Here is a 22,062-nt window from a genome sequence, read left to right on the forward strand (position 1 = left end):
TGGGGACCCTTACGGGGTCTCCCCGACGCGGCCGAGGACCAGCTCCACGAAGGACCGCGCCGTCGAGTTCCCGTAGAACTCGCGCGGCGTCACCTTGGGCAGCCCCCGTTGCCGCAGGTCCGACAGCATGCGGACCACCAGGAGGGAGTTGCCGCCGAGTTCGAAGAAGTTGCCGTCGGGTTCCACGTCGACGCCCAGCAGACCGGACCACACGGCGAGGATCTCGGTCCCGAGGTCGCCCTTCGCCTCCGGATCCGGCGTGGCGCCGTCCCGGTCCGTGACCGGTGCCGGTGCCGGTGCCGGTGTCGCGGTCGGAGCCGGGGCCGGGGCGGGGCCGGCGGACGGGGCCGGGAGCCGGGAGAGGTCCGGCTTGCCGTTGAGGGTCAGCGGGATGCCGGACACCCCGGTGAGGCCGGCCGGCAGCATGTGGTCCGGCAGCACGCGCCGGGCCGTCCGCCAGACCTGGTCCACCGAGCCGCCGTCCCGGAGCACCACGTAGGCGTCGATGCGGGCGCCGGCCGGGTCCCCCGCCTCGCCCTCCCGGAAGACGACCGCCGCGTCGGCGACCCCGGGGTCCGAGGCCAGGACGGAGGTGATCTCGTCCAGCTCGATCCGGTGGCCCCGCACCTTCACCTGGTTGTCCAGCCGGCCGAGGTGGTCGAGCCGGCCGTCCGGCCTCAGCCGGCCCCGGTCGCCGCTGCGGTACACCCGCTCCCCGGTCACCGGGTCGTCGAGGAAACGGTCCGCCGTCAGCTCGGGACGGCCGAGATAGCCGTCGGCCACCCCGGCACCACCCACGTAGATCTCACCGGCGGGCCCCGGCGGCAGGACGTGGCCGTGCTCGTCCCGGACCGACACCCACCAGCCGGGCAGCGCCCGGCCCACGGACCGGGACCGCTCCAGGACCTCGCGCGGGGTCACCTCCTGCGCGGTGACGTGGACGGTCGTCTCCGTGATGCCGTACATGTTGACCAGCCGGCACCGGCTGGGGGAGTGACGGGCGAACCACCGCCCCAGCATCGCCGTGTTCAGCGGTTCACCGCCGAAGACGACCAGCCGCAGGGCGAGCGGTGCGGCGCCCGGGGCCGCCCGGGTGTCGGCCTCGATGAGCTGGGAGAACGCGGACGGGGTCTGGCTGAGGACGGTCACCCGCCGCCGGGCCAGCAGCTCGTGGAACTCGTCCGGGTCACGGGCCGCCCAGTGCGGTACGACGACCAGCCGGCCCCCGGTGAGCAGGCAGCCCCAGATCTCCCACACGGAGAAGTCGAAGGCGCTGGAGTGGAAGAACGTCCACACGTCGTCCGGTCCGAGCCCGAGGTCCGCGGACGTGGCACCGACCAGGGCCAGCACGTTGCGGTGGGGGACCACGACCCCCTTGGGGCGGCCGGTGGATCCCGAGGTGTAGATGACGTAGGCGGCGGTGTCGGTGTTGCCGGTCTTCCCGGTCTCCAGGGGTTCCTGCGCGTCCATCAGTTCCTGGGGGGAGACCACGGTCACCCCCTCGATCCGGGGGAAGCGCGCCGGGTCCCCGATGACGACCGGCACCTGAGCGTCGGTCGCGGTGTAGCGCAGCCGCTCCTCGGGGTACCGGGCGTCCATCGGGACGTAGGCACAGCCCGCCTTCAGCACGCCCAGCAGGGTGGCGACGAGCGTGGTGTCCCGCTCCAGGCACACCCCCACCCGTGCGCCGCCCACCCCGAGGGCGCGCAGCCCGGCGGCCACCCGCTCCGCCCGGTCGTCCAGCTGGCCGTACGTCAGACTGCTCTCGTCGTCGGTCACCGCGACGGCGTCCGGCCGCTGCCGGGCCAGCTCCGCGATCCGCCCGTCGATGGTCTCCGGCGGCGTCCGCCGCTCCGGCCCGGGCCCGGCGGGCGCGGGCTCGCCGGGGTCGGCCGCGGGACGGAAGCCGCCCAGCCGGGTCACGGCCTCGGCCGCGGCGTGGTCCAGCAGGCCCAGCCGCGCCGTCGGAGTCGTCCCGGGCAGGGTGCGCAGCCGCTGGGCCAGGTGCAGGACGCTCCGTCCGAACCACTCCGCGGTCGGCGGGGCCACCGTGCGCGGATCGTGGTGGAGGCGGGCGGCGCAGGTGCCGTCGGGCTGCCGCTCCAGATGGAGGACCAGGGAGAGCCCCGACCCCGGGAACGGGGTGTAGGACGTGCCGGAGGCGGCGTCACCGAGGACCACGCCCACGCTCGCGACCGCAGCGCCGGGCAGCGGAGTGCCGGTGCCGGCCGCGAGGAGGTCCGCGACCGTGCCGTCCGCGTTGACCCGGACGGAGCGCACCGCGGGACCGCCTGCCCGGAACGCGCGGTCGAACACCGCGATGCGCGCCTCCGGCCCGCCCTGGTAGCGCGCCAGCGCCAGCGCCGCCGCGGCCACCAGGGCCTCCTCCCCGGGCCACTCCGGACGGTCCGTCAGCGGGACCGTCCCGGTGGCGGTGGGGTCCGGCGCCTGGCGGTCCCCCAGGCCCCAGGGCACCGTGAGCGGCGTGGTGTCCCCGTCCGACCCGTCTTGCGCGTCCTGCGCGTCCGGTGCGTCGAAGGAGGGCGGCGGGTCGCCGTCGAGGGGCTCACCGTCCAGGAGGAGCGCCGCCAGCCGCACGAGGACGCCGTAGGGCACCGAACGCCGCGCCACCAGGACCGCGTCGACGACCCCGTCGGCGTACTCCACGAGCACGGCGCGCAACGGGGGTCCGCAGGGGTGCAGGGGCCGCTCGGCCTCCTGGCGGACGCGGGCGTGCCCGGGGCCGGTCGAGGAGTCCACCGCGAGCGGCAGGGTCCACAGCCTCGACCCCGCCGGCTCCGGCCGTTCCCTGCTCTCTTGTTCTAACAACGTCCGGCTCTGTTCCCGGTCGACCGGGTACCGGGCGCGTACCACCAGGCTGTGGCAGGCAGGAGTGCGTACGGTCATCAGATCTCCGTCTCCGAAGGGGGGCGGGCGGGCACGGTCACCGGGCGCTGAAGCCGCCGTCGACCGTGAGCACACTGCCGGTCACCTGGCGCGAGTCGTCGCCCGCCAGCCAGAGGGCCGCACCGGCGACGTCCGGGGGCTCGATGAGGGCGTTCATCGGCTGGGCCTGGACGAACACCTCCTCGTGTTCGTCGACGCGGACGTCGAGCGAGCGCGCTATCTCGGAGAGCATCCGGCCCTCGACCAGCGGGTCGTCCCGGACGGAGCCGGGGCAGAGCGCGTTCACCCGGATGCGGTGCGGCGCGTAGTCCAGTGCCGCCGCCTTGGTCAGGCCGATCATGCCGTGCTTGGCGGCGACGTAGCCGGCGAAGTGCCGGTAGCCCACGAGACCGGCCGTCGAGGCGATGTTGATGATGCTTCCCGAGCGCTGCTCGATCATCACCGGAACCACGGCCTTGGTCATCCGCCAGGCGCCCGACAGGTCGACGTCCAGCATGAGCGACCACTCGTCCTCGGTGATCTCGTGGACCCTGCGGCCGGAGGGCGCGGCGATCCCCGCGCCGTTGACCAGGACGTCCAGCCGTCCGAACCGGTCGAGGCACTCCGCCACGACCGAGGTGACCCTTCGGAGGTCGCGCACGTCGCAGTGGGCCGGGAGCACCGTGACGCCGTGCCGCGCGCACAGGTCGGCCGTGTGCGCGAGCTGGGCGGCCGAGCCCATGGGGTAGCCCACGCCGGGGAGGTCGTCGGCGATGTCGAGCAGCAGCAGGTCGGCGCCCTCCGCCGCGAAGCGGACGGCACAGGCGCGGCCGAGCCCGCGCGCCGCCCCCGTGATCACGGCCGTCTTGCCCTTCAGCTGCACGGCGACCCTCCGCGGTCGGCGTCGGCCGGGGCGGCGCCGCCGTCGGAGAGTACCTGCGCGACCGTGGTCAGCAGCACCTCCGGGGAGTCGACCAGGTACATGTGGCTGCCGGGCAGTTCCCGGTAGTCGAAGGACGCCCCGGTGGTGCTCCGCCACTCCTCGGCCTGCGTCCGGGAGACGAGCCCGTCCTCGGCGCCGCGCAGCGAGGTGACCGGGAGCGGCAGCGGGGTGTCGGAGGCGGGGACGTAGTCCTCGTGCATCGCCACGTCGGCGCGCAGCAGGGGCAGGAGCAGCTCCCGCAGGTCGGGGTCGTCGAAGGCCGCGTGCCGGTAGCCGGCGAACTCGCCGACGCGGGCCAGGAACTCCTCGTCGTCCAGCCCGGTCGCCCGCCGCTCGCGCCCGCTGCCGGGGCCGGGGGACCCGCTCACGAAGAGGTGGCGGAGTCCGGAGCGTCCGCCCAGCTCGCGGGCCAGCTCGTACGCGAGGACGGCGCCCAGGCTGTGGCCGAAGAGCGCGAACGGGGCCTCACCGCCCACGAGTTCCAGTATTCGCGGGGCGAGGGCGGCGGCGGCCTCCGACGCGTCGGTGAACGGCTCCTCCAGGAACAGCTCCTCGCGGCCGGGAAGTTGGAGGGGTACGACCTTGAGGCCGGGCGGTGCGACGTTCCAGGCGCGGTAGAACCCGGCTCCGCTGCCCGCGAAGGGAAGGCAGACGAGGGGCAACTCGGTGGGGGACACGACTCGTTCACTCCTTGTGTTCCGATGGGGCCGGAATGCTGATTTCGGGCATGGCACGCCGAAGCCCCGGCTCGGCGGGGCCGTCGTCGGCCACCCGCTCCAACCGGAGCTTCTTCCTGCGGGTCAGGCGCGTTCGGCAGAGCTATGTCATGCCACGCCTGATACGAACTCGTGCTACGCGGTGCGGACTTCCCGTGTCTCCTTTCCGAGACCGGCGTCGCGGGCCAGCACGGCGGCGGAGGCCCGGTCGTGCACCTCCAGTTTCGCGAAGATCCGCGAGACGTAATTGCGTACGGTCTTTTCCGCCAGGAAGATCCGACGGGCGATCTGGTGGTTGCTCAGTCCGCCGGCGACCAGTTCCAGGATCTCGAGTTCCCTGCTGGTCAGTTCGGACAGCCCGGTCGTCTCCGGCAGGATCCGCACGGTGGAGAAATGCAGGCTGAGTCGGGAGGCGATGGTCCGGCTGAAGACGGCGCCCCCCTTGGCCACGATCTCGATGGAGTGGAGGAGTTCCTCGGACGACCTCATGTGCGAGAGGTATCCGCTGACCCCGACGCGCAGGGCGGTGAAGACGGCGTCGTCGTCGTCGTTCTGCGACACCACCATCATTTTGGGCCTGGTCTTGTGGCGGCGGTATGTCGAGACGATCTGCTGGGCGTTCTCGTAGATGGACCTCTTCGAGGACGGCTCGCCCAGGATGACCACGTGCGGCTGTAATTCGGTGTTCTCGAGACATCGCATGCCGTCGAGGACGCCCACGGCCCGGCCGACGAGTGTGAATCTGCCATCCTGTTCGATGATTGTCTCCAGTCCGGCGAGTGAAACCGGATTGTCGCTGATGATGAACAGGTTGATCTCCATTTGTACGTCCCCCGTTTGGCACGTCGTACGGCTCGTTTTTCTTCGGTGCGTCATTCTTTGCAGGAGAAAGGCCGGTCCGGTGCTCCAGCGAGTATGGGTAGACGAATGATCGAAACGCAAGTTCCGCTCTTAACTGCAAGGGATCGTTCCGCTTGATGAGTGACTATCCGGTCATCCGGTATGTCTTCGCCGGACGGGTGTGGCGCGGGGACGCCGGCGGTCCCCTGGGCTCGCGGGTGAGCCCGGAGTCCCTGGGGCCACGGGCCCGGCGCGGCCCCGTCACCGGTTGCCCTCCCTCCGCGCCGGGCACCGTGCGGGCGCGGCGGACGGTGGCCGAAACGGGGAGGTGACGACTGTTTCCCGAGGAACGGATGTTTATCCAGAGACAGGGGGGGCATTGTCGACAGGCATATGGTGTGGACCAATGGGCCTGGTCGCCGGCGGGCGACAGTACACCCGCAGGGCGAATTGCGGTACACGCCGACCTTGATCCACACCCGTACTGGACGCGCCTCGAACCGGCCCCCTACGTTCGGCACATGGGTAATGCTCCTCGTCGGCGCCTGATCACACTGGACGTGCTGGCCGCGCTCGGGTTCGTGATCCTCCCGCAGGTGTCGGTGCTGCGTCCGGCCGACGGCGGCGAGGTGAGCGCCACCGCCGTGTGGCTGCTGTCCCTGGGCACCGCGCTGCCGCTGGTCGTACGGAGGCTGTGGCCGGTCCCGGTGTTCGCGGTCGCGTTCACCGCCGCCTGGGTGGCGCTGGTCGCCGGGGTCGGGCCGACCCCCTTCCTCGCCGCCGCCTACGCCCTGTACCTGGTGGCCACCACCAGGAGGGGGCGACCGGGGCTTTCCGTGGCCCTCGTCGCCGGGCTGTGCACGGCCGGCGCGGTCCTGATGACGGTGTCGGGAGGGCAGGGGTACCAGGGCGGGAGCAGGGCCGTACAGGTCGTGCTCGGAGTGCTCGTCCTCGGCGCCACCTGGGCGACGGGGGCCGCGGTCAGGGAACGGCGGGAGAGCCTGCGGCGCGCCATCGAGCACGCGGCCGAGCAGGCGAAGGCCGAGGAACGCCTGCGCATCGCCCGTGACATCCACGACGTCGTCACCCACAGCGTGGGCGTGATCGCGATCAAGGCGAGCGTCGCCAACCACGTGGCCACCACCCGCCCCGAGGAGGCGCGGGAAGCCCTGGCGGTGATCGAGGACATCAGCCGCCGGGCGCTGCGTGACATGCGGGCCACCCTCAAGGTGCTGCGCCGCGAGCAGGACGGCGGCGCCGGCGACCTGCGGCCGGTCCAGGGGCTGACGGACCTGCCGGCCCTGGTGCGCACGGCCGAGGCCGCCGGAGTCCGCGTCGACCTGCGGAGCGAGTACGAGGAGGAGCCCCCGAACGGTGTCGCGCTGTCCGTGTTCCGGATCGTCCAGGAGGCCCTGACCAACGTCGTCAAGCATGCCGCGCCCACCCGCTGCCGGGTCCGGATCGCGGCCGTCCAGGGCACGTTGACGATCGACATCACCGACGAGGGCCCCGGGCCCGGGCACCGGCCCACCGTGCCCGGCGGGGGGATGGGCCTGGTCGGGATGAAGGAGCGGGTCGCCGCGCACAGCGGCACCTTCGGCGCCGGGCCGCGGCCGGGCGGCGGCTTCCGGATCGTGGTGACACTGCCGTACTGAGCCCGACCCGTTCCCGGGTGCCGGACTCATCCGCAGGTATGGGTTCGGCCCGCGCGGGCCGCCGCGGAATCCCGACCCCGGACCGATGCGGCCGGCCGGCCCGCCCGACGAGACTCGTCCCGTGATCGAAGTCCAGAACCTGACCAAGCGGTACGGGGAGACCACCGTCGTGGCAGGCCTCACCTTCACGGTGCGGCCGGGCGCCGTCACCGGATTCCTGGGCCCCAACGGGGCCGGGAAGTCCACGACGATGCGCATGATCCTCGGCCTCACCCGCCCGGATGCCGGAACCGCCCTCATCGGCGGCCGCCCCTATCACGAACTGACGTACCCCGCCCGGCAGGTCGGCGCCCTGCTGGAGACGGCGGTCGCGCACCGCAGCCTGACCGCCGCCGACCATCTGCGCTGGATCGCGCAGAGCAACCGGATCGACCGGCGACGGGTCGCGGAGGTCCTGGAGGCGGTCGGCCTGACCGGAGCGGCCCGGCGGCGGGTCGGCACGTTCTCCCTCGGCATGGGACAGCGGCTCGGCCTGGCCGCGGCCCTGCTCGGCGACCCGCCCGTCCTGGTGCTCGACGAGCCGGTCAACGGCCTGGACGCCGAGGGCATCCGATGGCTGCGCGACCTGCTGCGCTCGATGGCCGCCGAGGGCCGGACCGTCCTCGTCTCCAGCCACTTGATGGCCGAGATGTCCGTGGTCGCGGACGACCTGGTCGTCATCGGCCGCGGACGACTGCTTACCCAGACCGGCACGGAGGAGTTCATCCGGCGCCACGCACGGACCTACGTGCGGGTGCGGACCTCCGAACCCCTGCGCCTGCACCGGGAACTGGAACGGAACGGCGCCTCGCTGAGCCTCGCGCACGACGGCAGCCTGGAGGTCGACGGCATGACGGCGGCCGAGATCAACCGGCTGGCCGCGGCGGGCGACCTCCCGCTCGAAGAGCTGAGCACCCACACGGGATCGCTCGAGGACACCTTCCTCAAGCTCACCGGCCCCGAAGGGAGCAGCACCCGTGTCTGAGACGGCCGCGGCCATGCGGGCCGAGTTCACCAAACTGCGCGGCGTCCGCGGCACGTTCGTCGCGCTGCTGCTGTTCGCCCCCGCCAGCCTCTTCCTCTCCGCCCTGGGCGGCTGGTCCGCGAGGAAGGCGATCGAGTCGGACAACCCCCTGCTCCGCTCCGACTTCACCCCCGAGCAGACCGGCATGGACGGCGTCCTCTACGGCCAGCTGGCGCTGATCGTGTTCGCCGTGCTCCTCGTCTCGAGCGAGTACTCGTCCGGCATGATGCGGGTCTCGCTGCTCGCCGTGCCCCGGCGCGGGCGGCTCTACCTGGCGAAGGCGGCCGTCACCGCCGCCGCCGCGGTGGCCGTCGCGATCCCCGTCACCGTCCTCGGCTACCTGCTCACGCAGTTCGCCCTCGGTCCCCACGGCGCCGGCATCGACACGAGTGGTGTCCCCCGCGCCCTCGCCGGCGCCGTGGTCTATCTGACGATGATGAGCCTGTTCGCGGCGGGCGTGGCCTCGACGGCCCGCGGCGCCGTCGTCCCGCTGGCCGTCCTGCTCCCGATGGTGCTCGCCGGCTCCCAGATCCTGTCCACCATCGGCGCGACCAAGGAGATGGTCCGGTACCTCCCCGACCGGGCCGGCATGCGGATGCTCACGGTCGGCTCGGACGACGCGCTCACCGGGTTCGCCGTCCTCCTCGCGTGGACCGTCGTGGCACTGGCGGCCGGCTGGCTGCGCCACCGGCGTTGGGACGGTTGACGGGACGGGCGGCGGGACGGTCGTGAGGCACCTGACCCATGACCGTGGGACATGACGCTGCGTAGATTCCCAGACATGTCACGGGCCGAACTGGTCGGCCCGGACGATCCCCATCTGGGAGGAACCATGTCCGCCATTTACGAGCCCCCGGCACTGCACGAGGTCGGCGACTTCGACGAGCTCACCAAGTGCCTCGGCATCGGCAGCTGCCAGGACTTCGTCGGCTGCGGCTACGCCGTCGTCTGCTTCTTCTGATCACAAGGGGTGCCGGTGCGCTCAGGCGCACCGGCACCACCCCAGGGAGCGAGACGACATGGAATTCGTAGTTCTTCCGGACAGCGCGGCCGGCGCCGAGGCGGCCGCGCGGCTGCGGGCGACACACCGGATCGACCACGCGTCGGGGCGGCCCTGGATCGTGGGCGACTGGCAGCAGGACGAGATGACGGTGCTCCAGGCCGGTCCACGGCGCCTGGCGCTCCTGGGACGCACCCGGCTCGACGAGCAGGCCACCACGGCCGCACTCGGGCGGATGCGCTCCCTCCACGACATCGACGCCGTCGCGTCCCGCCTGCCGGGCCTCGTCCACCTGATGGCCTCGATGGACGGCAAGGTCCGAGTGCAGGGCTCGGTCTCCGGTGTGCGCCAGGTCTTCACCGCCGTGGTGGACGGGGTGACCGTGGCGGCCGGCGCCGTGGGGCCGCTGCTGCGCCTCACCGGCGCGGGCCTCGACGAGACGCTGCTGGCCGCCCGCCTCCTGGCACCCGGCGGAGCGCCGTGGCCGCTGTCCCTGCGCCCGGTCCGCCGGGGTGTCGACGCGCTCGCCACCGGGCACTGGCTCGAACTGGACGCGGCCGGTCGGTCGCGGCAGATCCGCTGGTGGAACCTGCCGGAGGCCCGCCTCCCGCTCGCGGAGGGCGCGCGAGCCGTGCGCACCGCGCTGTCCGAGGCGGTCGCCACCCGGATCCGTCCGGACCGGACGATCAGCGCCGACCTGTCCGGCGGCCTGGACTCGACCTCGCTCTGCTTCCTCGCCGACGCGGCCGGCGCCGACCTGGTCACGTACCACGTCATGCCGATCGACGGCGCCAACGAGGACACCGCCTGGGCGCGCAAGGCCGCCGCCATGCTCCCGTCGGCCCAGCACCACATGCTCTCCTCGGACCGCGCCGAGAACCTGCTCGACGTCGGCTACACCGCCGACTACGCGGACCTGGCCCCGGAAGGGCCGTCGACCTGGGCCTCCGGGCTCGCACACATCCGGGACCTGGCGACACGGGCCACCGGCGAGGGCGCGACCCTGCACCTGACGGGCTTCGGAGGGGACGAGCTGTTCGGAAGGATGCCCGCCTGCGCCTGGTCGCTGGCCCGTGCCCAGCCGGTCAACGGCCTGAAGCTGCTCAATCGCTACCGGCTCGCCAACCGCTGGTCCCTGGGCGGGACCGTGCGGGCGCTCACGGACCGGTCGACGTTCGCCCAGAGCCTCGCCCGGGTCGCCGCCCGGATCAGCGACCCGCCCCCGCCGCTCGACGAGCCCGACTTCGGCTGGGTGTTCGCGCCCCGCCTGCCGGCCTGGGCCACGCCGGACGCCGCGGCGGCCGTCCGGAAGCTGCTCACCGACGCCGCTCGGGAGACCCCCGAGCCGCTCGACGCGGACCGGGCCCGGCACCAGGCGCTCGCCTCGATCGCCTTCGAGGGCAAGACGGTCCGTCAGGTCAACACCGTCGTCGCCGCAAGCGGCATCGTCTGGGACGCCCCCTTCCTCGACGACCGCGTCCTGGAGGCGGCGATGTCCACCCGGATCGACGAGCGACTGGCGACCGGGCGGTTCAAGCCGCTGCTGATCGACGCAGTCCGGGGTCTCGTACCCGCGGACATCCTCGACCGCCGCGACAAGGGCGAGTTCAGCGCCGAGGCGTTCCGGGGCATTGCCCGCAACCGGGCCCGGCTCCTGGAACTCTGCGAGGACTCGCAGCTCGCCCGGCTCGGCCTCATCGACCCGGCGAAGTTCCGGTCCGCGGTGCTCAACCCCGGGCCGATGGCCCATCACATCCAGCCGATCGAGACCACCGTGGCCTGCGAGAGCTGGCTCAGGACGCACCTTCGGCCCCACCTCCAGGACACGGGAGAACGCAGATGAAGCTGAGCCTTGCCCGCGACGTCACCCTCACCCCGATCGAGACCGGGGCGGTACTGCTCGACGGACGCCGGGGTCGCTACTGGCAGTTGAACGCGACCGGCTCCGCCATCCTGCGCAAGCTGCTCGACGGGGACTCCCCCGACACGCTCGCCGTACTCATGTCCGAGGCCGCCCCCGTGAGCCGGGACCAGGCCCACCAGGACGTGATGGACCTCGTCGACGGACTGAGCGCGGCCAACCTCGTGGAGGTCTCGCGGTGACCACCCCCGCCGTCGCGGAACAGGCCCCGCGACTTCCGCTGCACCGCCAGATCGCGCCCAGGTGCGCGGCCGGCGCGGCCCGGCTGCTGGTCAGGCTGCCTCCGGCCCGGCTCCAGCGGGTGCTGCGCGTGATCAGCCGGGGCACCCGGCCCGCCGGGTACGCCGAGACAGCGCGGGCCAGACGGTCGGTCGTCTCGGTCAGCACGCGCTGCGCCGGCCTCGGCTGCCTCCAACGGTCCGTCGCCACCGTCCTGTTGTGCAGGGCCCGGGGCAGATGGGCGGACTGGTGCACGGGGTTCCGCACCCAGCCCTTCGCCGCCCACGCCTGGGTCGAGATCGACGGACGGCCGGTGGACGAACCGGGTGAGATGGGCGTGTTCCAGACCGTGCTGGCCGTGCGCCGCCCCGAGAGGAGGAACCTCCGATGACGGCGATCCGGGCCGAGGGCCTCTACGCCTACTACGGTACGAACGCGGCCGTCAACGGCCTCGACCTGACCGTCCCCGACGGCGCGACGTTCGGCTTCCTGGGGCCCAACGGCGCCGGCAAGACGACCACGATCAGCATGCTGACCACGCTCCTCAAGCCCACGGCGGGCCGGGCGGAGGTGGCCGGTGTCGACGTGGTGAGCCGGCCCGCCGAGGTGCGCCGCCGGATCGGCATCGTCTTCCAGGAGTCGACGCTCGACCAGGACCTCACCGCGGCCGAGAACCTCCGCTTCCAGGCCGACCTGTGCGGGCTCGGCCGTCGCGAGGCACGCGGAATGATCGCCGAGATGCTCGACATGATGGAACTGTCCGGACGCAGCAACGTCCCCGTGGGGCAGTTCTCCACCGGTCTGCGCCGCCGCCTGGAGATCGCCCGGGGCCTGCTCGGCTCCCCCAGGGTCCTCTTCCTCGACGAGCCGACCACCGGCCTCGACGCGCAGACCCGCGCGGCCGTCTGGGAGTACCTGGGCAGGCGGCGCCAGGAGCAGGGCATCACCGTCTTCTTCACCACGCACCAGCTGGAGGAGGCGGAGCACTGCGACCGGATCGCGATCTTCGACAAGGGCAAGGTCGTCACCGAGGGGTCGCCCGCGGAACTGAAGTCCATCATCGGGTCCGACCTCGTCGTGCTGCGCACCGAGGACGACACGCTCGCGGCGGAACAGCTCTCCGAGCGCTTCGGCCTGACGACGGAGCCCGCGCCCGACGGACTGCGCCTGAGGGTCCCCCACGGCCCCACCCTGGTGCCGCGGCTGTGCGCCGGACTCGGGGTGACCGTGCTCTCGGTGACCACCACCTCGCCGACCCTGGACGACGTCTTCCTGCACCACACCGGGTCCGAGATCCGGGAGAGCGGGACGAAGACCCGCACACTCAGCGATATCGGGGAGGGAATGCGATGAGCGGTCTGGACACCGTACTGGACGCTCCCGCCGGGAAGGCGGCCCCAGCCGGCCCGACCGCCGGCCGCCGGGGATTCGCCCTCAGGCCGTACGCGCTGCTCTGGCGGCGGGAGATGACGCGACTGCGGCACAACCCGGTGCGCCTGATCATGGGTCTGGTGACGCCGCTGCTGTTCCTCGTCGTCCTGGGCACCGGCCTCGACGCGGCGTCCTCCAGCCTCGGCAAGGCCCAGCTGAACGACTACCGGGCCTTCCTGTTCCCCGGCACGCTGATCATGTCTGTCCAGGCGCCGGCGGTCGCCGTGGGCATCTCGCTCGTGTGGGACCGCAAGCTCGGCATGCTCCGGCAGATGCTCGTCTCGCCGTTCCCGCGCTCCAGCATCGTGCTAGGCCTCGCGTTCGGCGGGGCCACCACGGGCGCGGTCTACGGCCTCATGCTCCTGTCGGTCGGAGGCATCGCGAGCATCCGGTACACGCCGATGCTGCTGGTCGTCCTGCTGGAGACGCTGCTCGTCTCGCTGATGTTCACCTCGATCGGGCTGCTCGCCGCGGTCACGATCCGACAGGTCGAGACGTTCCAGATCGTGGTGAACCTGAGCCTGATGCCGCTGATGTTCTTCTCCGGCGCGATGTTCCCGCCGAACGGGCTGCCGGGCTGGCTCGACACCGTGGTCAAACTGAACCCCCTCACCTACGGCGTCGACGCGGTCCGCCGGACCCTGCCCGGGCCCGACATCCTCACCTCGGAGCAGACCCGGCTGATGCTCGGGCACTGGCACCCGCCCGTGGTCGCGGAACTCGGGCTGCTGGTGGCGATCACCGCCGCCGCGCTCGGCGTGGCCACCCACCGGTTCGCGCGGTCGCGGTGAGCGGGACCGTGAACGGAACCGGAGTGCACCCGGCGCGTGCCGTACGGGCATGGGAGTGGACGGGGACCGCGGCCCGGCTCCTGCTGGCGGCGGTCCTCGGCTACGCGGGCCTGCTGAAGGTCCAGGACCTCACGGAGGCCGGCCGCACGGTCGTCCTGTACCGGATCCTGCCCGATGACACCGCCCAACTCGTCGGCGGCGTCCTGCCGTTCATCGAGGTCTCGCTCGCCGTGCTGCTGCTCGCGGGGCTGGCGACCAGGGTGGTGGCGGCCGGCGCGGCCGTGCTGATGGTGGTGTACATCGCGGCCATCACCTCGGTCTGGGCCCGGGGACTGTCCATCGACTGCGGCTGCTTCAGCAGCGGAGGCACCGTGACGGACGGAGCCGTGCGCGGCTATGTCATCGACATCGCGCGCGACCTGGTCCTGCTCGCCGCGGCCGTCCTCCTGATCCGGAATCCGCGAACCCGCTACGCGCTGGACCCCTGGGTCCTGGACACGAAGGAGCGATAGGCCATGCAGGCAACGGACGCCATGGTGCGGGAGATGGTGCGGAAACGGCACCGCCGGCGGCGCACCCTGCTGGTGTTGCTCCTGGCCGCGGTCGTGGTGGTCGGGGCCGCGCTGGTGGGCGTCGGCCTCGTCCGGGCGAGCAACACCATGCCGGACAAGGTGCCGGGCACCGTCCCCGCCCAGGCGACGGACGACAAGGCGGGGCTGCTCGCCTCCAGGGGCAAGGTGCGCGTCGACCTCTACCTCGACTACCTCTGCCCCGAGTGCCGCAACACGGAGAAGGCGCTGGCCGGCGAGCTGAAGACCCTCCGGGCGAGCGGCGACGTGAGCGTCGTCTACCACCCGGTCACCTTCCTCGACAACCGCAGCAGCCCCGCGGGCTACTCGACCCGGGCGGCCTCCGCCGCGGCCTGCGCCGTCGAGCAGGGCAGGTTCGAGGAGTACACCGCGGTGCTGTTCGACCGGCAGCCCGCCGAACGCGGGCCGGGCCTGAGCGAGGCCCAGCTGATCGCGGCCGGGCAGGATGCCGGGATCACCGGCGCCGCCTTCGAGGAGTGCGTCCGGGCAGGCACGTACACGCCCTGGGTGCGGTACGTCTCCGACGTCGCCGCGTCCCGCAAGGTCGCGCTGACCCCGACCGTCACGGTGAACGGCAAACGCGTCGAGGTCACCGGGGCTGACGCGGTCGCCACCCTCACCCGCGCGGTGACGGAGGCCCGCGGATGACCCGGCTGACCGTGGCGCTCTCCGGGGACTGCATGGCGACCCGGGGAGCGCTGATCAGCTCCGAACCGGCCGCCGCCGGGCTGCGCGAGACCCTGCGCGCAGCGGACTTCGCCTTCACCAACCTGGAGGTCGTCCCCGCCACCGGACGCGGGCACCCGGTGCACAACGCGGCGGGCGGCGGCTGCCTGGTCGCGGACCAGGGCGTGGTCGACGAGGTCGCGGCGGCCGGCTTCACGGTGCTCGGCTGCGCCAACAACCACGCGCTGGACCTGGGCACGGACGGACTGCTCGGCACCGTGGACCTGTTGCGCGCGAAGGGCGTCCCGTTTGCCGGGATCGGCGCCGACCTCGCCGCCGCCCGCCGGCCGGTCTACGTCGACCGTCCCGCCGGCAGCCTGGCCGTGATCTCATGCAGCTCCACGTTCCTGCCCGGGCAGGAGGCGGCCGCCCCGTCACCGGACCTGCCGGGCCGGCCCGGGCTGAGCCCGCTGCGGCACAGCGCGACGCTGCGGGTGACGCCGGCGCAGATGGACGTCCTGCGCGGGATCGACGGCGATACGGGGCTGCGGGACCGGCGGGCCGAGGCGCGCACCCTGCTCGGCTTCGATCCCGCCATGCCCTCGCCCGGCCGGCTCAACCTGTTCGGCACCCGCTTCGAGACCGCGGACGCGCCGGGCTTCACCACCCGGTGCGATCCGGCGGACCTCGACGGGATCTCCCGGTGGGTGGCCGAGGCCCGGCGCCGCGCGGACCTCGTCCTGGTCAGCGTGCACTCCCACGAGCCCGGACTGACGCCGGAGACACCCGGCGAGTTCCTCCGCGAGTTCGCCCACCGGATGATCGACGAGGGCGCCGACATCGTGGTCGGGCACGGCCCGCACCACCTGCGCGGAGTGGAGCTCCACCGGGGGAAGCCGATCTTCTACAGCCTGGGGAACATCGTCAGCCAGATCGAACTCGCCGACCGGGTGCCGGCCGAGGACTACGCGAAGGTCTCCGCCGGTGAGCAGCTCACCCCGGGCCGGTACTTCGACGAACTCGGCGGCCACGGCCGCCGGATGTTCGCCCCGCATCGCCGGTACTGGCAGTCGCTCGTGCCGGTGCTCACCTTCGACGACGGCGTCCTGGTGGGCGCCCGCCTCCACCCGGTCGACCTGGGCTTCGGCCGGCCGGTCCACCACCGGGGCCGCCCCCGGCTGGCGGACTCCGTCGTCGCCGGGGAGGTCCTCGCCGACGTCGTCCGGCTCGCGGAGCCCTACGGCACCGGGGTGACGGTCGGGGAGGCCGGGACGGGCGAGCTGGTGCTCGACGGATCGTGACGGGCGCGGCCGGCCGGGGTCCTTCAGCCCCGGCCGGACCGCCCTCAACAGGCCGTATGCTCAACGGCAGTTGATGGGGACGGAACAGGCGCTGCTGCTAGAATCGCGGACTTCGAGGGCTCGATGAGCAGTTTGCGGGGAATGCGGGATGGCCGAGGCGGTCCGGGTGCTGATCGCGGACGATCAGGCGCTGTTGCGCGGGAGCTTCCGTGTCCTCGTCGACTCGACACCGGGGATGGAGACCGTCGGCGAGGCCGGTGACGGCGCCCGGGCGGTGGAACTCGCCCGGGAGCTCAGGCCCGACGTCGTCCTGATGGACCTGCGGATGCCCGTCATGGACGGCATCGCGGCCACCCGGGAGATCTGCTCCGACGAGACCATGGCCGACGTACGGGTGCTGGCCCTGACGATGTTCGACATGGACGAGTACGTCTACCCGGCCCTCCAGGCGGGCGCGAGCGGATTCATGCTGAAGGACGCCTCGCCCTCGGACCTGGTCGCCGGCATCCGCGTCATCGCCACCGGCGAGGCCGTCCTGGCGCCCACGGTCACACGCCGCCTCATCGAGACCGTCTCCCGCACCCGGCCGACGGCGCGGCCGGCCCCGCGGCTCGTCGGGCTCACCAGGCGGGAGCAGGAGGTGCTCGTGCTGATCGCGAACGGGCTGTCGAACGCCGAGATCGCCCAGCGGCTGGTGATCAGCCTGCCTACCGTGAAGACGCATGTGAGCAGCCTTCTGGCCAAGCTGAACGTCCGCGACCGGGCCCAACTGGTCATCATCGCCTACGAGAGCGGTCTCGCCGAGCCGGGCATGCCCGCCTGACGCCTGACGCCTGACGCCTGACGCCTGCCCGAGGCCGTACCCGGGCGTGGCGGAGCCGCCGTGGTGAGGAGGGGCCCGGGGGCCTCTTGCACGGCGGGTCCGCTGTCGCTGTCGCGGTCGGTGGCAGTCCGTCGGCTTCCGGAGCCGGCCGGGGCGGGTGGGGGCTACCAGTTCGCCCAGGGGAGGTTCCAGCCGCCCAGGCCGTTGTCGGGGGCGACGGTCTTCTCCTTGGTGTTCACGATCGTGACGACGTCGCCGATCAGCGAGCTGTTGAAGAACGCCCCCGCGCTGGAGGTGTCGCTGCCGCCCTCGGTGTCCTTGAGCGCGACGCAGCCGTGGCTGGTGTTCGCCTTGCCGAAGGGGTCGCCCTCGTACCAGTAGTTGCCGTGGAGGTAGGTGCCGCTCCTGGTCAGCCGCATCGCGTGCGGGACGGCGGGGATGTCGTACTCGTTGCCCAGGCCGACGGTCTGGGAGTTCATGTGGGTGACCTTCTCCTTGGACATGATCACCATGGTGCCGCCCCACGACGGGTGCTTCGCGTCGCCGAGCGTGGCGGGCACGGTGGTGCTCTTGCCGTCCCGGACGACCGTCATCTGGTGCGTGGCGGCGTCGGCGGTGGAGACCTGGGAGCGGCCGATGCTGAACGGCTCGTCCTTGTCGACGTCGCCCCACACGCCCGGGGCGACCTCGACGTTCTTCAGCCGGTAGTGGATGGTCACTTTGGTGCCCGGCTTCCAGTAGTCGGCCGGGCGGAAGTCCAGCCGGTTGTCGTCGAACCAGTGGCCCTTCACCTCGGTGCCGTTGTCCGTCTCGAAGGTGATCGCCTTGGCGACGGCGTCCTTGTTCACGACCTTCGTGCTGAAGTCCACCTTGACGATCATGCCCACGCCGTACGTCTGGCCGTCGCCGATGTTGTCGTTGGTGGACACCTGCTTCTCGGGTGTGAGCGTGGTGAAGGCGGAGGTGGACGCGGCCACCAGGCCGTCGGCGTCCGCGGCCTGGGCGTTCACCGTGTACGCCGTGCCGGGGGTGAGCGCGGCGGCGGGCTTCCAGCCGGTGCCGTCCGGGGTGATCGAGCCCTGGACGGGCTTGCCGTCCTTGTCGGTCACGTCGACGGTGGTGAGCCTGCCCTTGGAGACGGACACCCGCAGGGCGTTCGGCGCGACGCCGCGGGCGCCGTCCTTCGGCTCGACGTCCAGCACGGCGGCGGACGTCTTCGAGGTGGTCGTGCTCGCGTTCCCGTCCCCGGTGGCGCCGGGGGCGGTGGTGGCGGAGGCGCCCGCCGGGCCGGCCGCTTCACCGCCCTTGCCCTGCTCGTCACCGCAGGCCGCGGTCATCAGCAGGACCCCGCCCATCGTCAGTGCCACCGCGCCGCGGTTGAAACGGTCGGTGGTGCGTATGGCGGAACGGGCCGCCCGAACAGTGCTCACAGGTGCTCCTTCTCGGTGTTGGTCGCCAGCTTGTCCGCCCGCTCGTCCCGGCCACAACGGTGAGCCGGCGATCAGGGACCCGGGGACGCCCGTACCTGCTCTGAGCTGGGAAGACGTAAGCTTCCTGGGACGCGTTCGCGGGATGGCGGAACCGTGGGACGGCGTGCCGCGTGCTTGTCTGCCGGAGCCCGCGCCACACCCGTCGGGGGACGTGACGGTGCCGAGCCCGACTGCCGGGGGCGGGTGAAGGAACAGTGCCGAAGGGAATCGGGAAGTTGAGGGAGACGGACGAGGTCGCCCGGCTGCTGCAGGAGCTGAAGAGCCGGTCGGGGCTCAGTTACGGAGCGCTGGCGAAGCGGCTGCACCTGAGCACGTCGGCCCTGCACCGCTACTGCAACGGCGATGTGATGCCGACGGAGTTCGCCCCGCTGGACCACTTCTCGCGGGTGTGCGAGGCGACGCCGCAGGAACGTGTCGAGCTGTACCGGTTGTGGGTCGTCGTCCGTGCGACGCGTGGGAACAGGCCGACCGCCGCCCCTGAGCCGGTGGCACCCGCACCGCCCGCGACCGCGGTACCGGAGGCGGCCCCGGCACCGGAGCCCGTCCCGGACCGCGCCCCCACGGTGCCGCCGCGGCGGCGCACCCGCGGCCGGGGCGTCCTCGCCGCGGTGACGGTCATCGCGCTGCTGGTCGCCGTCGGGGTCGTCGCCACCGGTCTGAGGCTCCGTCCGGACGGGGAGACCGACCCGGCCCGGGCCGCCGACGCCGGGTCGTCCGCCGGATCCCCGGCCCCGTCCGTGCCCCCGTCCCTGTCCCCGCAGCTGTCCGCGGCCGCCGTCGCCGTCGCCGCTGCCGGGGCGAGCCCGTCCGGGGCGACCGGCGGGGCGGACCCGAGCACCAGCGCACCGATCAGCGTCGCCGTCCACCCGTCCGGCTGGGACGCCAAGTGCGACCAGTACGTCGTCAACCGCCCGCCGTCCGAGGTCCCCCGACCGCCCGCCGTGCCGGAGGCGGCGGGCTGGGCCTCCCAGGTCGGCGCGGTGCCGGGCCACTCCCGGTCGGTCAAGCTCACCGTGCAGGGCACCGGCTGGGACACCGTGCTGCTGACGGGTCTCAACGTCCGGGTCACCCGGGTCGCGGCCCCGCTCGCCTGGAACGCCTACTCCATGGGCGAGGGCTGCGCCGGTGGAGTCGGCGCCCGCTCCTACCGCATCGACCTGGACGCGGCCCGCCCCGTCCCGGTCGTGGCCGACGGCAGCGGCAGCCTGCCGGTGGTCGTGACCCAGAGCGAACCGGCGGTCATCGAGGTCACCGCCGAGACCACCACCCACGACGTCAGCTGGTACCTGGAACTGGAGTGGACCAGCGGCAACCGGAAGGGGATGCTGCCCGTCGACCTCGGCCACGGCACCCCGTTCCGCACCAGCGCGGTGAAGGACCGGCCGCTGTACGCCTACCCGGCGGGCGGGCAGGCCTGGGAGCAGGCCCCGGCCCGGCAGTAACGGCGCCGACGGCGCCGACGGCGGCGCCGGGGGCGGGAACAAGGGCGGGAACGCGATCAGGACCGGGGCCCCGGGGTACGGCCCCGGCCAGGACCAGGGGCCCGGTCCGGGATCGGTCCCGGGAGCCTGCCCGGGGCCGGGGGCCGCTGGGAGGATCGACCGGGGACGCCGGAGCGCTCCCCGGGCCGCGGGCCGCCGCGAGGGGACGGCCCACGGGCGGCGGTCTCGGTGGACCGGCGAGGCCCGGGGCGGCCGACCGGCCGTAGAGAGGAGCGCCACAGCATGTCGACGCACCACGGGCCACTGCTGCCACTGCCACTGCCACTGCGGCCGGCGCCGGAGCCGAGCGGCGCCGGCCTGCCCTGGACGGCCGGTGACGCGCTGGTGGCCGTCGGGGTGGCCGTCCTGGACCTCCTCGGCTACACGATCGGCGGCTCGGACGGAAGACCGCCGATCGCCGCGACCGCGCTGGTCCTGCTGGTACTGGCGGCCGTGCCGCTGCTCACCAGGCGCCGCCACCCGCTGGCCTCGCTGGCGGGGGTGCTGGTCCTCGGCCTGGCGCTGAACCTGAGTGTGTCGATGCCGCCGCACTTCACCGGCACGCTCTGCGTCGCGCTGTTCGCCGTGGCCCGGTCCCGCGGCGTCGCGGTGGCCGTGCCGGCCGGCCTCGTGGCGGCCGCCGTACCGCTGGTGGGCCGGGGGTATCCGCTGCCGCCCGCGGTGGGGGACGTGGCGGGCAACGTGGTCGCCGCGGCGCTGGTCGTCGTCACGGCCGAGGGGCTGACGTGGTGGCAGCGCGAGGTGGAGGTCAGGCGAAGGCTGCTGGCCGACCGCGCGGTGGCGCAGGAACGGCGCCGCATCGCGCGGGAGCTGCACGACATCGTCGCCCACCACATCACCACCATGCAGCTGATGGCCGCCGGTGCCAGGGCCAACCTCGGCGGTGACACCGAGGTGGTGCGCGAGGCCCTGGTCACCCTGGAGGGCTCCGGCCGGATGGCGCTGCGCGAGATGCGCCACCTGCTCGACGTGCTGCGGGCCGACGACGAGCCGGACGGGGCGGACCGGGCTCCGGGCAAGGCTCCGGGCGGGGCGTCGGGTGAGGCGCCGTCCGCGCCGCAACCCGGGGTCGGGCAGCTCGGACAGCTCGTCGAGGAGTCCCGCAGGGCCGGCCTGCCCACCGACTTCGCCGTCCTGGGGGAGGAGCGCCCGCTGCCGCCGAGCGCCGGCCTGGCGGTGTTCCGGATCGTCCAGGAGGCCCTCACCAACACCCGCAAGCACGCGGGCCGGGCCGCCCGGGCGAGGGTCCGGCTGACCTACCACCCGGACCGCGTCACCGTCGAGGTGTCCGACAACGGCATCGCCGCGCCGCCCGACTCCCCGGCGGACGCCCTGGTGGGCGCGGGCGGTGCGCCCGGACCGCGGGCCGGCCGCACCGGGTACGGTCTGATGGGCATGCGCGAGCGCGTCGCGCTGCAGGGCGGCAGCATGGTGGCCGGGGGCATCGACGGTGGTGGCTTCCGGGTGGTGGCCAGTCTGCCGGTGGCGCCGGCGGACGGAGAGGAACGGCTCGGATGACGGGAACCACGGAGCGGATCAGGGTGCTGATCGCGGACGACCAGCCGCTGGTGCGGCGAGGCCTGGCGCTGATCCTGGCCCCCGACCCGGCGTTCGAGGTGGTGGCCGAGGCGGACAACGGGCAGCGGGCGGTGGATCTCGCGCACCAGCACCGGCCCGACGTCGTGGTGATGGACATCCGGATGCCGGTCCTCGACGGGGTCCAGGCGACCGAGCGGCTCTCCCAGGAGCTGCCCGCGTGCCGGGTCCTGGCGTTGAGCACCTTCGACATGGACGAGTACGTGGTCGCCGCCCTGCGCGCCGGCGCCTCCGGGTTCCTGCCCAAGGACGTCTCCCCGGAGGAGCTTTCGGCGGCCGTGCGGACGGTGCACGGCGGGGAGGCGGTGGTGGCGCCGCGCCTGCTCACCCGGCTGATCTCCACCTACGTCACCTCGCCCCGCCTGCCGCGGCCGCCGGTGTCGGCGCCGGTGCCGGTGTCCGCTCCGGGCGAACTGACGCCCCGCGAGATCGAGGTGTGGCACCTGCTGGCCACCGGCCTCGACAACGCCGAGATCGCCTCGGCGATGGGCATCAGCGTCTCCACGGTCAAGAACTACATCACCAGCGTCTTCGCCAAGCTGAGCGTCCGCGACCGTGCCCAGGCGGTCATCGCGGCCTACGAGTCCGGTCTGGTCGAGGCCCGGTCCGCGAACCCGGCGGGCTGAAGC

General features: G+C 73.1%; 21 protein-coding genes. 16 read left to right on the forward strand and 5 right to left on the reverse strand.

The genetic code is table 11. The features are described from left to right. Window positions 1–9 precede the first annotated feature (9 nt). From ACFVU7_RS35555 to ACFVU7_RS35570, 4 genes are all read right to left on the reverse strand, one after another. A complete protein-coding gene (locus ACFVU7_RS35555) occupies window positions 10–2,760 on the reverse strand; it encodes an amino acid adenylation domain-containing protein (protein ID WP_388049467.1) in 2,751 nt (916 codons plus the stop codon). A 184-nt stretch (window positions 2,761–2,944) separates the two neighbouring features. Further along, window positions 2,945–3,769 carry an SDR family oxidoreductase gene (locus ACFVU7_RS35560; RefSeq protein WP_388049470.1) on the reverse strand — a complete coding sequence of 275 codons (825 nt, stop codon included), beginning with the start codon at window positions 3,767–3,769 and terminating at the stop codon, window positions 2,945–2,947. Then, complete coding sequence (locus ACFVU7_RS35565; RefSeq protein ID WP_388049473.1) at window positions 3,760–4,506, reverse strand: thioesterase II family protein; 747 nt, start codon at window positions 4,504–4,506, stop codon at window positions 3,760–3,762. The genes ACFVU7_RS35560 and ACFVU7_RS35565 overlap by 10 nt, the downstream gene beginning before the upstream one ends. Before the next feature lie 174 nt (window positions 4,507–4,680). Then, the gene (locus tag ACFVU7_RS35570; RefSeq protein WP_181970731.1) at window positions 4,681–5,367 is read right to left on the reverse strand and encodes a DNA-binding response regulator; all 687 of its coding nucleotides are present in this window, start codon (window positions 5,365–5,367) and stop codon (window positions 4,681–4,683) included. 539 nt (window positions 5,368–5,906) lie between these two features. Here ACFVU7_RS35570 and ACFVU7_RS35575 point away from each other — a divergent pair. From ACFVU7_RS35575 to ACFVU7_RS35635, 13 genes are all read left to right on the forward strand, one after another. Then, complete coding sequence (locus ACFVU7_RS35575) at window positions 5,907–7,040, forward strand: sensor histidine kinase (protein WP_117490369.1); 1,134 nt, start codon at window positions 5,907–5,909, stop codon at window positions 7,038–7,040. 121 nt (window positions 7,041–7,161) lie between these two features. Then, a complete protein-coding gene (locus tag ACFVU7_RS35580; RefSeq protein WP_049649023.1) occupies window positions 7,162–8,064 on the forward strand; it encodes an ABC transporter ATP-binding protein in 903 nt (300 codons plus the stop codon). After that, window positions 8,057–8,809 (forward strand): ABC transporter permease, encoded by a 753-nt coding sequence (locus tag ACFVU7_RS35585; protein WP_063780012.1) that lies wholly within the window; start codon window positions 8,057–8,059, stop codon window positions 8,807–8,809. The genes ACFVU7_RS35580 and ACFVU7_RS35585 overlap by 8 nt, the downstream gene beginning before the upstream one ends. A 126-nt stretch (window positions 8,810–8,935) precedes the next feature. After that, a complete protein-coding gene (locus tag ACFVU7_RS35590; RefSeq protein ID WP_103079659.1) occupies window positions 8,936–9,064 on the forward strand; it encodes an aborycin family tricyclic lasso peptide in 129 nt (42 codons plus the stop codon). 58 nt (window positions 9,065–9,122) lie between these two features. After that, the gene (locus ACFVU7_RS35595) at window positions 9,123–10,946 is read left to right on the forward strand and encodes a lasso peptide isopeptide bond-forming cyclase (RefSeq protein ID WP_387967023.1); all 1,824 of its coding nucleotides are present in this window, start codon (window positions 9,123–9,125) and stop codon (window positions 10,944–10,946) included. Beyond that, window positions 10,943–11,206, forward strand: coding sequence for a lasso peptide biosynthesis PqqD family chaperone (locus ACFVU7_RS35600; RefSeq protein WP_074004733.1), 264 nt, complete (start codon window positions 10,943–10,945; stop codon window positions 11,204–11,206). The genes ACFVU7_RS35595 and ACFVU7_RS35600 overlap by 4 nt, the downstream gene beginning before the upstream one ends. Next, the gene (locus ACFVU7_RS35605) at window positions 11,203–11,634 is read left to right on the forward strand and encodes a lasso peptide biosynthesis B2 protein (protein ID WP_074004734.1); all 432 of its coding nucleotides are present in this window, start codon (window positions 11,203–11,205) and stop codon (window positions 11,632–11,634) included. The genes ACFVU7_RS35600 and ACFVU7_RS35605 overlap by 4 nt, the downstream gene beginning before the upstream one ends. Then, window positions 11,631–12,596, forward strand: coding sequence for an ATP-binding cassette domain-containing protein (locus ACFVU7_RS35610; RefSeq protein ID WP_074004735.1), 966 nt, complete (start codon window positions 11,631–11,633; stop codon window positions 12,594–12,596). The genes ACFVU7_RS35605 and ACFVU7_RS35610 overlap by 4 nt, the downstream gene beginning before the upstream one ends. Next, window positions 12,593–13,465 (forward strand): ABC transporter permease, encoded by an 873-nt coding sequence (locus ACFVU7_RS35615; RefSeq protein WP_074004736.1) that lies wholly within the window; start codon window positions 12,593–12,595, stop codon window positions 13,463–13,465. The genes ACFVU7_RS35610 and ACFVU7_RS35615 overlap by 4 nt, the downstream gene beginning before the upstream one ends. An 8-nt stretch (window positions 13,466–13,473) precedes the next feature. Beyond that, window positions 13,474–13,977 (forward strand): MauE/DoxX family redox-associated membrane protein, encoded by a 504-nt coding sequence (locus tag ACFVU7_RS35620; RefSeq protein WP_074004787.1) that lies wholly within the window; start codon window positions 13,474–13,476, stop codon window positions 13,975–13,977. Between the two features lie 3 nt (window positions 13,978–13,980). Further along, the gene (locus ACFVU7_RS35625; RefSeq protein WP_388049478.1) at window positions 13,981–14,703 is read left to right on the forward strand and encodes a DsbA family protein; all 723 of its coding nucleotides are present in this window, start codon (window positions 13,981–13,983) and stop codon (window positions 14,701–14,703) included. Beyond that, window positions 14,700–16,022 carry a lasso peptide C-terminal Trp epimerase gene (mslH, locus tag ACFVU7_RS35630; protein ID WP_388049481.1) on the forward strand — a complete coding sequence of 441 codons (1,323 nt, stop codon included), beginning with the start codon at window positions 14,700–14,702 and terminating at the stop codon, window positions 16,020–16,022. The genes ACFVU7_RS35625 and mslH overlap by 4 nt, the downstream gene beginning before the upstream one ends. Window positions 16,023–16,170: 148 nt before the next feature. Beyond that, window positions 16,171–16,845 (forward strand): response regulator, encoded by a 675-nt coding sequence (locus ACFVU7_RS35635; protein WP_387826774.1) that lies wholly within the window; start codon window positions 16,171–16,173, stop codon window positions 16,843–16,845. A gap of 164 nt (window positions 16,846–17,009) precedes the next feature. On the opposite strand, the gene ACFVU7_RS35640 is transcribed toward ACFVU7_RS35635, so the two are convergent. Then, window positions 17,010–18,275 carry an Ig-like domain-containing protein gene (locus tag ACFVU7_RS35640; protein WP_388049484.1) on the reverse strand — a complete coding sequence of 422 codons (1,266 nt, stop codon included), beginning with the start codon at window positions 18,273–18,275 and terminating at the stop codon, window positions 17,010–17,012. 275 nt (window positions 18,276–18,550) lie between these two features. Here ACFVU7_RS35640 and ACFVU7_RS35645 point away from each other — a divergent pair, with 275 nt between their 5' ends. The 3 genes from ACFVU7_RS35645 to ACFVU7_RS35655 all read left to right on the forward strand — a co-directional run bounded on the left by ACFVU7_RS35645 (window position 18,551) and on the right by ACFVU7_RS35655 (window position 22,059). Continuing rightward, window positions 18,551–19,777 carry a helix-turn-helix domain-containing protein gene (locus ACFVU7_RS35645; protein ID WP_387826779.1) on the forward strand — a complete coding sequence of 409 codons (1,227 nt, stop codon included), beginning with the start codon at window positions 18,551–18,553 and terminating at the stop codon, window positions 19,775–19,777. Window positions 19,778–20,059: 282 nt separating this feature from the next. Beyond that, window positions 20,060–21,355 (forward strand): sensor histidine kinase, encoded by a 1,296-nt coding sequence (locus tag ACFVU7_RS35650; protein ID WP_387826782.1) that lies wholly within the window; start codon window positions 20,060–20,062, stop codon window positions 21,353–21,355. Beyond that, a complete protein-coding gene (locus ACFVU7_RS35655) occupies window positions 21,352–22,059 on the forward strand; it encodes a response regulator (RefSeq protein WP_380779599.1) in 708 nt (235 codons plus the stop codon). Before ACFVU7_RS35650 ends, ACFVU7_RS35655 begins: the two co-directional genes overlap by 4 nt. Window positions 22,060–22,062 lie beyond the last annotated feature (3 nt).

Origin of the sequence: Kitasatospora sp. NPDC058046, assembly GCF_042885595.1 — a bacterium.
GTDB lineage: Bacteria > Actinomycetota > Actinomycetes > Streptomycetales > Streptomycetaceae > Kitasatospora.